This window comes from Pseudomonas sp. 13159349 (genome assembly GCF_013305685.1).
GTDB classification, from domain to species: domain Bacteria; phylum Pseudomonadota; class Gammaproteobacteria; order Pseudomonadales; family Pseudomonadaceae; genus Aquipseudomonas; species Aquipseudomonas asiatica.
In genome coordinates this window covers 2,814,238-2,828,094 of the sequence record NZ_CP045553.1, presented here as the reverse complement: position 1 = coordinate 2,828,094, position 13,857 = coordinate 2,814,238, and the positions used below count along the sequence as shown (strand labels likewise).

Below are 13,857 nucleotides of genomic sequence, written 5' to 3'. Positions count from 1 at the left end.
CTTATGCCTTTGCAAAAGCGGCGGTCACCGATCCAAGCCCGGCTATCCGCACATCGAATACATCTCCTCCTGCCACTGGCACCATGGGGCCCAGCGCACCGGAAAGCACCGTGTCGCCAGTGCGCAACGGACGGCCCGCTCGAGCCATGACCCTGGCCAACCAAAGGACTGCGTTGAGAGGCGCTCCAAGGCAGGCGGCCCCTACCCCGGAAGACACCGGTATGCCTTGCCGCTCCATCACCATGCCTGCCTGGCGCGAGTCAAAATCGCACAAGCGCTTCGGCGTGGAGCCCAGCACATACAGGCCAGACGAAGCATTGTCAGCAATGGTGTCCGTGATACGGATATCCCAATTGGTTATCCGCGAACCCACGATCTCGATCGCCGGAACGGCGAACTCGATGGCGCGAAAGAGGTCGGCCACCGTCAATTGATCGCCATCGAGGTCACGTCCCAGGACAAAGGCGATCTCGGCTTCGACTTTAGGTTGGAGCACGTCATCAAGGGCGATTTCCTCCCCCTCGGTACGCGCCATGTCTGCGAACAACATGCCATAGTCGGGCTGTTCCACTCCGAGCTGCTTCTGTACAGCGACAGAGGTCAGCCCAATCTTGCGTCCAACCAGGCGCCGCCCGGCAACCAATGCTCTCTGTGTATTAACCTCCTGTACTGCATAGGCTGCCTCCAAATCCGTCTCGCCGATCAGATTGCGCACCGGCACCACGGCCACACCGGACCGGGTGGCTTCGTACAGCAGGTCGGCAGCTTTACGCACGGCACCTGTCCGCGCGGTATCTAGTTCGCTCATGCTGATATCTCTCCTCGATTAACACCTTCCAGGATTTTTGCGTGTGCTGCCCTGCCGTCCAGCACGTTCTGGCATATGGGCATGCAGGTAGAAGCAGGACTAGCACCGCCAGGCTGGCCGGTCAGGCGGGCGCCTGGAACTTGTGTCCCCAGATGCTGATACGGTCGTAGCGCACCACCGACCAGTGGCGGGTCACCTCACGTGCGCCCCAGCCGTACTCGACCGCGAAGCCCGAGGGCGTGGCACCGTAGAACGAAATCATGTGGTCGTTCGTGTGTCGACCAAGTGACATAACGACCGCACGCTCCGCATCAAATTTGTCGTATGCCAGGCCCACGTCATCCATGCCATTAGCTTGCAGCATGAAGTGATGGAGCCGCTTCGATCCCGGCAACTTGGCAAAGGCGAAGGAGTGGTGACGGCCATTGCAGTACAGGAAGTAGAGGGTCACGGATAACCCGTCACCAATGGTCCAGTCGATGACATCGGCAAGCTGAAAGCCCAATGCCTTGGTATAGAAGGCGAGCGCTGCGTCCACATCTGCGACGCTCAACACATAGTGACCTAAGCCCTGGTCTCCAGTTTGAAATCCAGAAACACCGGTGGGCGAAGCGAATGGTCGCTCGAACAGTTCGGTGGCACCGTAGTAGATCTCGACGCGATTGCCGAACGGATCGGTGCATGAAATCAACCCAAGCACACCGCGTTTGGCAATCAGCTCCCCTCCTTCGACCTTGACGGTAACGCCGTGGGCCTGCAGGCTTTCCTTGACCTCCTGTAGCCCCTGTTCACTATCCACCTCGAAACCGGCAAACAGGTAGTCGTCTGCGGGGCCTCTGCTGACCGACAGTCGCCAGGCACGTGAGTCGATTCGAAACGTCGCCTCCGTCTCGCTGGCTGAGGCTTCCATCATCCCCAGCCTGGTAGTGGCGAAGGTACGCCATGAACGCACATCTGCGACTTCGAAGCCGAGGTAGCCCAATCTTTGAATGCTCATGACACTTCTCCTGTCTCAACCGAAGTGCTTGTCGAGCTGTGCGCCTAGGCTGGCTTCGAACAAGCCACGCACGCCCATGCCGCCATCGAAGTTCAACACGCTACCGGTGAGCGGAACCGTGTCGCCGCGCGTCGCGAAGAAGACATAGGCGCCGGCGTATTCCTCGGCAGTGGCGGCCCGCCCGGTCGGAAGAACGGATTTCAGCATGTCGTCCAATGGAAAGGTCGAAATGCTCTTGTCTTGTAAATCAAGGCTCTTCAGCCCGCGCAGATCGCTCCCCAAAATGCCACCGGGGGCGATGCCGTTGACGCGGATACGCGGCCCCCATTCGTGCGCGAGCTGCTTGATCAATCCAATCACGGCATGTTTGCCAGCTGTATACAGAACACCGCCACCGCCCGGGTAGAAACCGGCATTCGACACAGTGAATATCGCGCTGCCTTTGCTCTGATAAAGCGCAGGTAGCGCAGCCTTTGCCGCCAGGATGTAGCCCTTGACATTGACCTCGAACATTTCCTCGAATGCCTCCGATATGAGGTCGTCGGGAATATCCACCAGTTGGGTCAGGTAGTCCCAAACGCCAGCATTGCCAACCAGGCAGTCCAGCTTGCCGAACGCTTCGACGCAGCGGGCCACAGCCTCACGATGGCTGTCGAGCGAGCGAACATCCCCCTCCACGCCCACGATTGCATCGCCATGGAGTTTCCTGAGCGCTTCCAGGCCTGCCGCGGATTTATCCAGCACCGCGACACGCGCACCTTCCGCGACATAACGATCCACGATCGCTCTGCCCAGGCCTGCGCCACCGCCTGTCACCAAGGCCACTTCGCCTTCAAGTCTCACGTTAGGTCTCCTTCATTCGCACGAACAAAATCGCGCATACTGTTTGAAAGATCTGCCAGCCGTGCTGGCTCGATTGCCGCGCGGGCTTCTACCAATCGGGTTGCAAGCGCGAAGTCACGGGGTGCATCGACCGCGACGACCGCCTGAATCCTTCGCTCCTGCAGGCGGAACAACAGGGCAGCGCCACTACCGGGCATGCCGCGCGAGACGAAATCACCAGGTCCTTCGATATCGCCCGCCATCTGCATGCGATGCCCAGCGATCTCCGTCCAGGACACGGGCAGTTGCGGTGCCGATACGTTTTTCCCCAGAATGGCCGCAGCCACCGCGGCGGCTTGGCGCTGCGCGTTCATATAGGTTTCGAGCGAACGCCGGCCGCCGGCGCGCAGCGGCCAACTGGCCACATCTCCGACGGCGAATACGCCTTTGGCAAGCGTCGCACCGCAGTGATCGACAATGACGCCGCGGTCACATGCCAAGCCCGCTTGACGCGCAAGTTGATCCGCGGGCTCCGCGCCGACGCAAATGAGTGCGCTATCGGCTACGAAGCTGCGCCCATCGCTGGCCATGACTTGTTCGAGCTGGCCCTCACCAGAAAAACCTACGACACCCGTTCCCAACTCGACCTGCACACCAAGTTCTGTCAGCAGGCCGCGCAGCCAGGCACCGATACGCCGCCCAAGTACTCGGACCAGCAGTTCATCACCTGCCTCCAGGATCGTGACCGACAGGCCGAGCTTGCGCGCCGTCGTCGCGACCTCGCAGCCGATCAATCCGCCACCCACAATCAGCAGCCGCGTCGCGGAAGTCCAACTATCGCGCAATACCTGCACGTCACCGTAGGTGCGCAGCGTTACGACGCCGGGCAGTTGGCTGCCGGGCAACGCCATCGTCCGCGCTCGACTGCCCGTCGCGATGACGATGGCGTCCGCAGAGAGCGTGGTGCCATCATCCAGACTGATCGTCCTTGTCTGCACATCAAGGGCAGTGACTTCCGGGCCGGTCAGCATGTCGATGCGGGCCTCGCCGTACCAATCGGCCTCGGCCAGTATGGGCGGCCGCTCAAGGCTGCCGTCGAGAACCGCCTTGGACAAGGATGGTCGGTCATAGGGGAGATGCGGTTCGTCCCCAATCAGCGAGATTCTCCCCTCGAAGCCCTCGGCACGTAGGGCCTGCGCGGTCGTGAAGCCACCCACGCCATTGCCGATGATCGCCACATGGGTAGCCATCACTTCAACTCCCCGTTGTCGAGATCGACGTGCACTTCATCGCCTTCGACCTTGATTGGGAATACCTTGATAGGTTTGCAAGCAGGCAGCGCCTTCACCTTCCCGGTCCGCACGCAGAACTTGCCGAAATGCAACGTGCATTCGACAATATCACCGTCCAGGTAACCATCCGACAACGCCCAGTCCCCATGCGTGCAGGTATCCTGCACCGCGAAGAACTCGCCATCGACGTTGCAGACCATCACAGGTTCCGGGCCGCCTTCGTAGCGCTGCATTTCACCGGGTGGCAGGTCACCCTGCCGCAATATGTATGTCCAAGTCATGACATCACCTAGAAGAAGAAACTGAGGTTATTGGCCAGGATGGTGCTCTGGTCGATCAGGATGGTCCGATTGACGATCTCGAACCCGGCCTCGCTCGTGTTACGGCGCAACGTATCGCGACGCTCACCGGCAAAGATGTCGAGCTGCCGCTCCAGACGATTGCGGTACACAATGAAGGCGCTTGAGATTTCGTACTCCCCTTCTGCCTCTGCGCCGACGATCATCACGTTGCTCACGAGATGCCGGGTCCGCGATGCGGGGTTCTCGGACCAGCTCACGTCGGACGTGATCTTGCGCAAGCGTCCCTTCATCATCGTGGCGTCGTCATCGAAGTGCGCGTACTCTCGGGAGCCTGAGTATTCAAGGCGCGAGTCCCGCATGATCCGCGTGGTGCGAATGGGCATGAAGTAGTGAATGTCTTCCGCGAGCAGCGCGAACCACTCCTCGAAGCGGCGATCGTTGAGAAGCTTGGCCTCCCAATAGTAGAACTGCTCGACTTCGTGCTGCAGTTCGGGCGCTACGGGTGCCGGCTTGCGGAGAAAGACGTCGGCTCTGTTGGCTGAATCAATCATGGTCGTTCCTTGTAGATTTCAAATGGACAAGGTCCACCGCATCCAACCTGGGTCGAAGTCAAATGCGGCCTCTGGCCGGCGCCACTGCGTGGCGCAAGCTGTCTCTGGATTCAGCGTGTCGCCTTCAGCGCGTCCCAGTCGGGGGATGTCATCATCCGCAGCCAATGGGCATAGAGCCCGCGGGCAGCTTCCTCGCTGTAGACGTTGTTGCTGATCCGCCCGGGGTAAACCGGGTCGTTGTCGACGGTCTGGTCCATGCTCATCTCGGCATTGAAAGGGCGGCTCCGCGCCTTGTGGCCTCGCAGGATGTGCTGGATCTCGACCCAGTTCTCCCCGTCGTCCTGCTCGAACACGCCACCGGCAGAGAAGGTGCGCAGCGTCTGGCGCCGGAACTCTTCCTTGATATCGTCAGGAGCATCAGCATCGACCACCGTAAACGCCCATACCTCGACCTCGTTCGGCCCGCGCGGATGCCATGTCCGGACCGTATTGATACCTGGGAGGAAGGAACACGTGGGGAAGACGGTCATGTGCTCGACCATGAGTTTCGAGCCGCGCTCCACGCTACCCAGACGTTCGGCCGCCTTTTCCGACGCGGGGCCTTCGGTCCAGTAGCTGGTGACCTTTGGCCCCATGATGGCAAGCATCAGATTGGGGTCGCCGACATAGAAGCCACTTCCATGTCCGCCCCATGACGCACGGTACTGCTTGCCAACTGTCGGCGGAGCAAGGTCGGCCATTTCAAGGTCTTCTGGCAGGCCTGCCAGGATGCCAGACAGATGCGAGGTCGTCCCGGCATGGTACATGTCGCTGCAAAACTGCTCTGCGGCGAATTTCCAGTTACAGGGAATGACCCACTTCTGCACGCCCGGGATCGCTTCGGTGCCGGCCTCGGTGCGGTCGAGCATGTGGTCCATGTAGAACTTCGCCTCGCCCAGATACGTGTCGAGGTCTACAGCGTTCTCATCCCAGTTGGCGAAAATCAGGCCCTTGTAGGTTTCTACCCGGGCCTTCAGCGGGCTCCATTCCTTCTTGTTCAGGCACGCGAAGGATTCGGCCTCGTAAGGCACATTGACAAGATTGCCGGCGGTGTCGTAAGCCCACCCGTGGTAGCTGCAAGTGAACGCCTTCGCGTTTCCGGCATCCGCGCGGCAGATGCGCATGCCACGGTGGCGGCACTGGTTCAGGAACACGGCAATGCTGGCGTCTTTCTGCCGGACGACCACGACAGGGTCTTCACCCATGTAGGTCGTGATGTAATCGCCCGGCTTGCGAATCTGGGTTTCATGCCCCAACAGCAGCCAGGACCGGGCGAAGACACGCTCCAGTTCGAGTTGGTACAGATCCTCATCGGTATAAATGCGCGGATCGATACGTCCGGCATGCTCGTCAAAGAGCGCTTCTATCTCGCTGGTGTTCCAGCTCCTGCGCAGCCTGATAGGTGATGTGTCGGTCTGATTCATTGTCTTCTCACTTTTCAAGGTAGTGGATGGCGGGTACTTGGCAGGCAATTGCCGATGACGTGCTTTCAGAACGGATGGTCATTCCCGTTTTTGCGATCAGTCCTCCGCGGCAAGAAAATCGTTGACCAAGCGGATAAAGCCCCGGTTTTGCTCGATCTGCACCCAATGGCCACACCTGCCAAAGACATGTAACTGGGAGGGTTCGATCAGCTGGTTCAGCCGCAACGAGGTTTCGAGGGGAATCACGCGATCGTCGCGGCCATGCAGGATCAGCGTTTCATGCCGGATGTCCCGGATGTCCTGATCGGAACTGGCCAGCGCATCTACCCAGCGCTGCCGCGGAGCAGGGAACATGGAAGCGAAGGCCTCCTGAAAACCGGGCCGGGTGCTCGCCTTGTAGCGCAGTTCCGCCAGTTCGTCGGAAACGAGACTTCGGTCGTAGGCGAAGTAGTCCATGACCTTGCGCATGTTCGGCACGGACGGCTCATAACCCCAAACTGCATCCAGTCCATCCGTGAGCTCGAAGCTCACGCCAACGGCACCCATCAGCACCAGGCGGCGAACCCGATGCGGAAATCGGATAGCAAAGGCCAGAGACAAGGCACCGCCGAACGAATTCCCCACGAGATCGACACGGTCGAGTTCCAGGGCATCAAGGATCCCAGCCAGATGTGCAACCCAGGACTCGACGCCGTAGTGAATCCCGTGCGGCCGCTGTGTGAAACCGAAGCCCACCATGTCCGGCGCAATGACGCGGCGATGCCTGGATAACTCAGGCATGACCGTCCTCCAGTTCGCCCAGGCGGTCACACCTGGGCCTGAACCATGAACGAGTACCACAGGGTTGCCGGCGCCAACATCATGGAGATTGGTCTCGATTCCACCAGCCAGCACCATGCGGCCGATCTCTGCGTTTACATTCGTCATCACTTACGCTCCGTGCCCTTGGGATTTAAAAATTTTTGCTATAGGAAACCACTGCATTTATTTGACTGTGGCTTTGCCGCAACATCTCGGTGCCTGCCAAGTACGATGGCGTCTGCACGCGCTCTCTCAGGCCAAAAGAAATTGCCAAATTGATCCTGGAGTCCTTGTCAAAGTCATACTCGCCACCGAAAGTAACGTGCCGCTTCAAATAAGCAGGAATCACTGGCAATATCAGTTCGCTGTCTAGCGCCTGTTGTGCATAGCTATATCCAGCACGAAGCGTTAAATCATTGTTATATTTGTAAGCAGTGCCGATTGAGGCCACCGTTATATCCTGATAGCGGTGTGGCAATGCGACATCGATCCCGCCCAACTGCGAGATGAAAGCCACATTCATGCTATCCATTACATCACCCCAGTAGGCACGCTTGATATCAGCAGCAACTACCCAACGCTCATTGAACTGATGAGCGAGGCCAAGCGTCAGACTGGCGGGCATCTCAAAGTTTTTTACACGGATATCGCCATCCAATGGAAGCACCGCTCCATCACCACTGATAGCAGAAAGTGTCGCCTTCCCCTCGAGATCGCCCACCGAAGTCTTGAAGTTGTACATCGCACCTAGGACAGTGTTATCCGTGAGTTTGTAGGTAAGTCCCAAGCGCCCGCCCCAACCGACCGCATCCACGGCGCCACCAGCGGTACTGTTGCGACTTAGACTGAAATGGGCGGCACCACCTGTCCCGACGAATCCAGCCAGCGAGGGAACTAAACCGCCTGAAAGATTCCCCTGCGCAGTCAGGGCTCCCACCTGAGATGATGGAAGTAGAAGTTCAAGGTTGAGTGAAGTCCAGACCAGATCGACACTAGCGCCGAAGGTGAGCTTTGATGTGGCTTGATAACTAAAGCCAATAGGAGCGCGCAATACGATCAGACGGCTGGAATTATCAAAGCTGGTCTGGATTCCGTTTTCTGTCTGTGATAGAAAACTTTTACTTCCATACTCTGTACCCAACCCGCTACTGACAAACAATCCAGCACCGAAACGCCAGTCATCCAACTGAGCAACATAGCTCAATTGTGGACCCACATAGGGGCCTCGATTATTGGATCTCGTGCTGCTTTTTGCCTCTGCTCCGTGGCTGTCGTGAACCTTGATATCGGTAGTCACCACGTCCAGCCCGAGCTCAAACTGATTTCCGTCCGGAGCAAAACTCAATGTAGCGGGATTACTAATCAGCGCAGCATTACCGGTATAATACGATGAACTGGTGCCACCCATGGCACGAGAGATCGCTCCATAACCTTCCAGGTCGAAAACCTGTGTAGCATGCACACTGAAAGCATATCCACTCAAAGGCAGTGCGAGCACGCTGGCAATCTTCATAATTACAATCCTTCCACATCTTATTTTTTTTATAAAGTGAAGTAGGCAAACACCGCCTTACAGCACGCACAGTATTACAATCACGCCCTGGGAAATATTGTTTTTTGGCTTATGGGTTTATATGGCTATCGCAACTTAGAAAACCAAAGTTTAACTGTGATAAACGATGGTTTATGCCGCTTCTGATGGATATGCACCCAAACCTAAGCACTTTGCGGCTTTCGAACAGGCTGGTCGTATAGCGGGGGCTTACGCGCAAGCCCCGTCGCCGCCACGGCAGTTTCCCTCAGGTCCACGAGCAGGTTGATAACCTGATGTCGATGAAAACCTCAGACCTGAACATGCTGGTGGCGCTCAATGCGTTGATCGAGGAGCGTTCTGTCACGGGAGCCACGCGGCGCCTGCACCTGAGCTCCCCGGTGATGAGCCGGCCCCTCGCGCGCCTGCGCGAAACCCTGGACGACCCGATTCTGGTCCGTGCCTATCGGAGCATGGTGCCGACGCCAAAGGCCCTGCAGATGCAGGAGCAGGTGCGCGGCATCGTCGAGCTGGCCGAGGGCTACTTTGCCCAGCGCCAGGGCTTCGACCTTGACCGCCTAAGCAGGACGTTCAAATGATCTGTTCGTGGGTGCGTATGGCGTGAGGCTCGCCGAGATCCTGAAGAAGCATTCGCCGGATTCCGTACTGCGGTTCGTCCCGGAAAGCGACATCGACCTGAACGCCATGGCGGCAGGGCCGAAAACTCGCCCCTTCACCCTACCTGTCGCAACTGACGATGTAAGGCCTGGCACCTGCGGGGCGACCATGACGAGGCCCATCGCTGGCTCAGGCGGGTGTTGAAAGAGTTGACGTCGAACGCATGACTGCTAGAGCACGCCGTTGAGCGCTCCGCGGCACAGGCTGTCGACGCTGTTGCCCAAGGCGTCCCGGGCTTGCAGGTCAGCACCTGCCGCAGTTCGCCACACTTGAACAGCCCGCGTACATGGCCACGATCTGGCTGCTGGCGTTGCGTTATTCGGGGTTGTAGCGGACACCGGGCAATGCGCCGTCGCCCTTGAGGATCGCCTCCATCAGCACCGTACGTGTTACCACGCTGGTCCTGAGCGCAGAGATCCCCCACCGCCGCAAGCAACTGCTCCACCGTCTGGTCCTGGTCATGCTAAGCGGTAAGGATCAGGCCAGTGTAGCCCTTGGCGTCCTGCACGTTGAGGTCAAAGCCGGCCTGGATGAATTGTGCGAGCATGGCCTGATCGCCCTGGCGTGCCGCTTCGAAATACTAATCGCTCAGGCGTTGCTCGACCGGCAGTTCGTCCTCAGCGTGAGCCGTTATGGCCAACAGGCCCAGCACGGCCGCGAGCATCAATCTGTACATGACAGCCTCATAGAGAAAAATGACCAGACTGTGGAAGCCAGTCCTAGACACCGCGGTGCCTGGTACCGGCAAGGCCGGCTGCTACCGGGCTAATCCTGCCGCTTCGCCGCCAGCTGCTGGACGCGCTTCAGATCGGCCTTGGCCAAGAGCTCACAGCAGATACTCATCTGCCCTCCCAGGCGCGCGATGCAACACTGAGATGGCAAGTATTCTTTCGTAATCCAGACTGATCGCCACGGCCCTGAGCAGCAAGCGCGACCTGAGCTAGACGGCACTCAACATTCGAGACCTGCTGTGCCCTGCACAGAATCAAGCGGCCTGCCCTGTTCCCGAAGGTCGATGCAGGTATCGGCGTTAAGCGTCAACACTTACCTGCCGATCTACCTTCCACAGGATTCGCGCCTAAAATCGGAACAACACACCAGTATTGAAGCGGACTAAGGAATACCGAAGAGTCGGCTCTTCATGTAGCTGGCTGGAAACCATCAAAGAACTCATTCACGCGATTAGTATCCAACTGTTCCAAAGTCGGCGGATTCCAGCGTGGCGTCTTATCCTTGTCGATGAGGAGGGCACGCACGCCTTCTATGAGATCGCCTTTGGCGAACCACTGCCGCTCAAGGTGGAGCTCTAACTCGAAGCAGTTGGCCAGGGACAAAGTGCGGCCTAGACGTAGGAGTTTCAGGGTCGCACTCATGGCGAGCGGCGAGCGATTATTGAGCAACTCGACGGTCTGCTCTGCCCAATCTTGATATTCGGGGCGCCTTTCTGCCTGCAGTGAGGCGCGGATGGCCGACAAGTCGGGTTGCGTGAAATGTTCATCAATGGCGGGATGCAGGCTCTTGAGCTCCGCCCCCAGCAGCCGATTGCTGGCCAGGCTGGAAAGTAGGCCGGCTAGAATTTCGCGCGGCGCATAGCCCCAACTAATCTGGTCCAAGCGTCGATCGAACTCCGAGATCCTTTCGCTGGGTAAACACCAATCTGCTAGGCGTGCATATAAGGCGTCGGCAGCACGGATCTGGATACCGGTAATTCCGAGGTAGAGGCCCAGTTCACCTGGCAGACGAGGAAGGAAATAGCTACCACCGACATCCGGGAAATAGCCAATGCTGGTTTCAGGCATACCCATCTTCACGCGCTCAGTGACAACTCGCAGCGCTGTACCTTGAACCAGGCCCATGCCGCCACCGAGGACGAAGCCGTCCATCAGTGCAACGATAGGTTTTGGATAGCCGTGGATGTACTGATCGAGGGAATACTTCTCCTCAAGGAAGACGTGGTGTAGGTCGTCACCTGCCTGGTAACTGTCGTACAGTGAACGGATGTCACCACCGGCGCAGAATGCCTTTTCGCCATTGGCGCGCAGCACCACGGCGACGATCTCTGGATCACTCTCCCAAGCATGCAACTGTCGCCAAGTGATGCGAATCATTTGCAGTGTTAGCGCGTTAAGCCCGACCGGACGATTCAGTGCCAAGTGACCCACACGGTTGCGTACTTCGGCCAATACAGGTACTTCGGTATCACTCATGCTAAGACCTCTTACTTGCGATAGACGCAAGTGATTTAAAACGGAAATTTTTATCCGCCTTTTGGGCGCTACATAGGAGGCGACTGTAATAAAGGAAAACTGGAAATGACCATCAAAATTTAAAGGGCTATATGCTACCCCTTAGCGATATTGGGATCGCGCCTGCTTACTTCCATTGCAACGCAGATACAGTGCACATTTGTGGAGTGCTTGCACTAGACCGGGCGCATGATAAGCGCTCACCACAGAATAATTACAGAACCTAGCCACACTACCCAGTGCTTTCACCCCCACTAAACCCACACGAGAGACACATAAGCTCTTTGGTAATTAAGTCAGGTGCCTCGAAGAAGTATCCGCGAAGCACCAAACATCGAGAACGGCAATCGACCTAGTGGGAGATCACGTCACGCATAGTTCCCTGTGGTTTTCTAGACATCATATCCAGTGCAACATCCACGATCATGTCTTCCTGACCGCCGACCATGCGACGCCTACCCAGCTCAACCAGAATCTCGAAAGCATCCAAGCCATACTTATGTGCCGCCGCCTCGGTATGGCGGAGGAAGCTCGAATAGACCCCAGCATAACCCAGCGCAAGTGTTTCCCTGTCTACACGAACTGGCCGCTCCTGCAGGGGGCGCACAATTTCCTCGGCAGCATCGATCAATTTGCGCACATCACAACCGTGCTTCAGCCCCATACGGTCTACCGCGGCAATGAAGACCTCCAGAGGTGCGTTCCCTGCTCCCGCTCCCATACCCGTCAAACTGGCATCAATACGGTCGCAACCATACTCCAGGGCAACGATCGAGTTGGCTACGCCCAGACTCAGGTTATGGTGCGCGTGCATACCAGTTTGAGTCGAGGGATCCAGCACATCCTTGAGTGCTTTGAAGCGGTCAGCGATGTCGTACATGTTCATCGCACCACCGGAGTCGACCACATAGATGCACTGAGCGCCGTAGCTCTCCATCTTCTTTGCCTCGACAGCCAGTGCCGTCGGAGTTGTCATGTGGCTCATCATCAAAAAGCCCACCGTATCCATACCCAGCTTGCGGGCATACTCGATGTGCTGCTGGGAAATGTCGGCCTCGGTGCAATGCGTGGCTACGCGCACAACACTTGCCCCGGCCGCATTCGCGTTCTTCAGGTCATGGACAGTACCGATTCCAGGGAGCAATAGCGTGGCGATCTTCGCCCGCCTCACTGTAGCGGCAACGCGCTCAATCCATTCAAGATCAGTGTGTGCACCGAACCCATAGTTGAACGACGACCCTTGCAGCCCATCGCCATGAGCGACCTCAATGCTGTCCACGCCTGCCTCATCCAGCGCCCTGGCGATGCGTTCGGCATCGGCCAGGCTGTACTGATGGCGGACGGCATGCATGCCGTCACGTAGGGTCACGTCTGAGACATATATTTTCTTTCTGGTGTCGAACATATCGTTTCCTCCTTACGCAGCCACCGGCTGACGGGCAGCGATGCGCTCGGCCGTCGCCAGCGCAGCGCTGGTCATGATGTCCAGATTCCCGGCATAGCTCGGCAGGTAATGTCCGGCGCCCTCGACTTCGAGGAACACTGAGACCTTGAGACGGGGTGCTTGTGCGCTTCCAGTTTCCTGCGGCATGCGGCCCTTGAACTCATCGAACTGCACGGTCTGCTTGAGCCGATATCCAGGCACGTATGCCGCCACTGCGGAAGCCATACGCTCGACCGACTCGACGATCGCTTGCCGATCCGCATGGCCCGGCACCAGGCAGTAGACGGTGTCGCGCATGATCAGCGGAGGCTCTGCCGGATTGAGGATGATGATTGCCTTGCCACGCTGGGCCCCACCTACGCGAACGATGGCGTTGGAGGTGGTCTCGGTGAACTCGTCAATGTTCGCCCGCGTGCCCGGTCCGGCCGAACGACTGGAAATGGAAGCGACAATCTCGGCGTACTCGACTGGCACGACGCGCGAAACAGCAGCAACCATAGGAATCGTCGCCTGGCCACCACAGGTCACCATGTTGACGTTCGGCGCATCCAGATGCTGTTCGATATTCACTGCGGGCACCACGAACGGCCCGATCGCCGCCGGTGTCAGATCGATCACGCGTACGCCGTGCGGCCGCAGCAGTTGCTCGTGACGTGCATGCGCGCCGGCACTGGTGGCATCGAATACGAAGCCGATGGAGCCGAAATCGGGGTGGGACAATAATCCTTCGATGCCGGTGCTCACCGTGGGCACGCCCATCCGTTCGGCGCGCTTGAGACCATCGGACTCCGGATCGATGCCGACGAAGGCCCCCATTCTCAGGTGTTTGCCATGGCGAAGGATTTTCACCATTAGATCGGTGCCGATGTTGCCCGAACCGATAATGGCCACTGCGGTCTTACCATCATGTGTTTGCATGAGA

14 protein-coding genes are annotated in these 13,857 nt (G+C 58.1%); 2 read left to right on the top strand and 12 right to left on the bottom strand.

The window, feature by feature from the left end:
• Window position 1: 1 nt before the first annotated feature.
• The 9 genes from todJ to GEV38_RS13265 form a co-directional block, all read right to left on the bottom strand.
• Window positions 2-808, bottom strand: a complete 807-nt coding sequence (gene todJ, locus GEV38_RS13305; RefSeq protein WP_012052595.1) for a toluene degradation hydratase TodJ — start codon at window positions 806-808, stop codon at window positions 2-4.
• Between the two features lie 121 nt (window positions 809-929).
• Window positions 930-1,805, bottom strand: coding sequence for a biphenyl-2,3-diol 1,2-dioxygenase (gene bphC / locus GEV38_RS13300; protein WP_012052596.1), 876 nt, complete (start codon window positions 1,803-1,805; stop codon window positions 930-932).
• A 15-nt stretch (window positions 1,806-1,820) separates the two neighbouring features.
• On the bottom strand, window positions 1,821-2,648 hold the full coding sequence (bphB, locus tag GEV38_RS13295) for a cis-2,3-dihydrobiphenyl-2,3-diol dehydrogenase (RefSeq protein ID WP_012052597.1): 828 nt from the start codon (window positions 2,646-2,648) through the stop codon (window positions 1,821-1,823).
• On the bottom strand, window positions 2,645-3,877 hold the full coding sequence (locus tag GEV38_RS13290) for an NAD(P)/FAD-dependent oxidoreductase (protein ID WP_012052598.1): 1,233 nt from the start codon (window positions 3,875-3,877) through the stop codon (window positions 2,645-2,647). The genes bphB and GEV38_RS13290 overlap by 4 nt, the downstream gene beginning before the upstream one ends.
• Window positions 3,877-4,200 (bottom strand): non-heme iron oxygenase ferredoxin subunit, encoded by a 324-nt coding sequence (locus GEV38_RS13285; protein ID WP_012052599.1) that lies wholly within the window; start codon window positions 4,198-4,200, stop codon window positions 3,877-3,879. Before GEV38_RS13285 ends, GEV38_RS13290 begins: the two co-directional genes overlap by 1 nt.
• A gap of 8 nt (window positions 4,201-4,208) precedes the next feature.
• Window positions 4,209-4,772 (bottom strand): aromatic-ring-hydroxylating dioxygenase subunit beta, encoded by a 564-nt coding sequence (locus GEV38_RS13280; protein ID WP_012052600.1) that lies wholly within the window; start codon window positions 4,770-4,772, stop codon window positions 4,209-4,211.
• A 110-nt stretch (window positions 4,773-4,882) separates the two neighbouring features.
• Window positions 4,883-6,235 carry an aromatic ring-hydroxylating dioxygenase subunit alpha gene (locus GEV38_RS13275; RefSeq protein ID WP_012052601.1) on the bottom strand — a complete coding sequence of 451 codons (1,353 nt, stop codon included), beginning with the start codon at window positions 6,233-6,235 and terminating at the stop codon, window positions 4,883-4,885.
• Window positions 6,236-6,331: 96 nt separating this feature from the next.
• On the bottom strand, window positions 6,332-7,162 hold the full coding sequence (todF, locus tag GEV38_RS13270; protein ID WP_012052602.1) for a 2-hydroxy-6-oxo-2,4-heptadienoate hydrolase: 831 nt from the start codon (window positions 7,160-7,162) through the stop codon (window positions 6,332-6,334).
• A gap of 25 nt (window positions 7,163-7,187) precedes the next feature.
• Window positions 7,188-8,549: an OmpP1/FadL family transporter gene (locus GEV38_RS13265; protein WP_012052603.1), complete on the bottom strand. Its 1,362-nt coding sequence runs from the start codon at window positions 8,547-8,549 to the stop codon at window positions 7,188-7,190.
• Window positions 8,550-8,863: 314 nt separating this feature from the next.
• On the opposite strand from GEV38_RS13265, the gene GEV38_RS27465 reads away from it, so the two are divergent.
• Entirely contained in the window at window positions 8,864-9,166 is a 303-nt protein-coding gene (locus GEV38_RS27465) for a LysR family transcriptional regulator (RefSeq protein WP_012052604.1), read from the top strand.
• Window positions 9,167-9,705: 539 nt separating this feature from the next.
• On the top strand, window positions 9,706-10,014 hold the full coding sequence (locus tag GEV38_RS28035; protein ID WP_014861288.1) for a hypothetical protein: 309 nt from the start codon (window positions 9,706-9,708) through the stop codon (window positions 10,012-10,014).
• A gap of 370 nt (window positions 10,015-10,384) precedes the next feature.
• Here GEV38_RS28035 and GEV38_RS13250 read toward each other — a convergent pair whose 3' ends face one another.
• From GEV38_RS13250 to GEV38_RS13240, 3 genes are all read right to left on the bottom strand, one after another.
• Window positions 10,385-11,452, bottom strand: coding sequence for an enoyl-CoA hydratase/isomerase family protein (locus GEV38_RS13250; RefSeq protein ID WP_012052606.1), 1,068 nt, complete (start codon window positions 11,450-11,452; stop codon window positions 10,385-10,387).
• Between the two features lie 391 nt (window positions 11,453-11,843).
• Window positions 11,844-12,896, bottom strand: coding sequence for a 4-hydroxy-2-oxovalerate aldolase (gene dmpG, locus GEV38_RS13245; RefSeq protein ID WP_012052607.1), 1,053 nt, complete (start codon window positions 12,894-12,896; stop codon window positions 11,844-11,846).
• Between the two features lie 12 nt (window positions 12,897-12,908).
• Window positions 12,909-13,853 carry an acetaldehyde dehydrogenase (acetylating) gene (locus GEV38_RS13240; RefSeq protein ID WP_012052608.1) on the bottom strand — a complete coding sequence of 315 codons (945 nt, stop codon included), beginning with the start codon at window positions 13,851-13,853 and terminating at the stop codon, window positions 12,909-12,911.
• Window positions 13,854-13,857 lie beyond the last annotated feature (4 nt).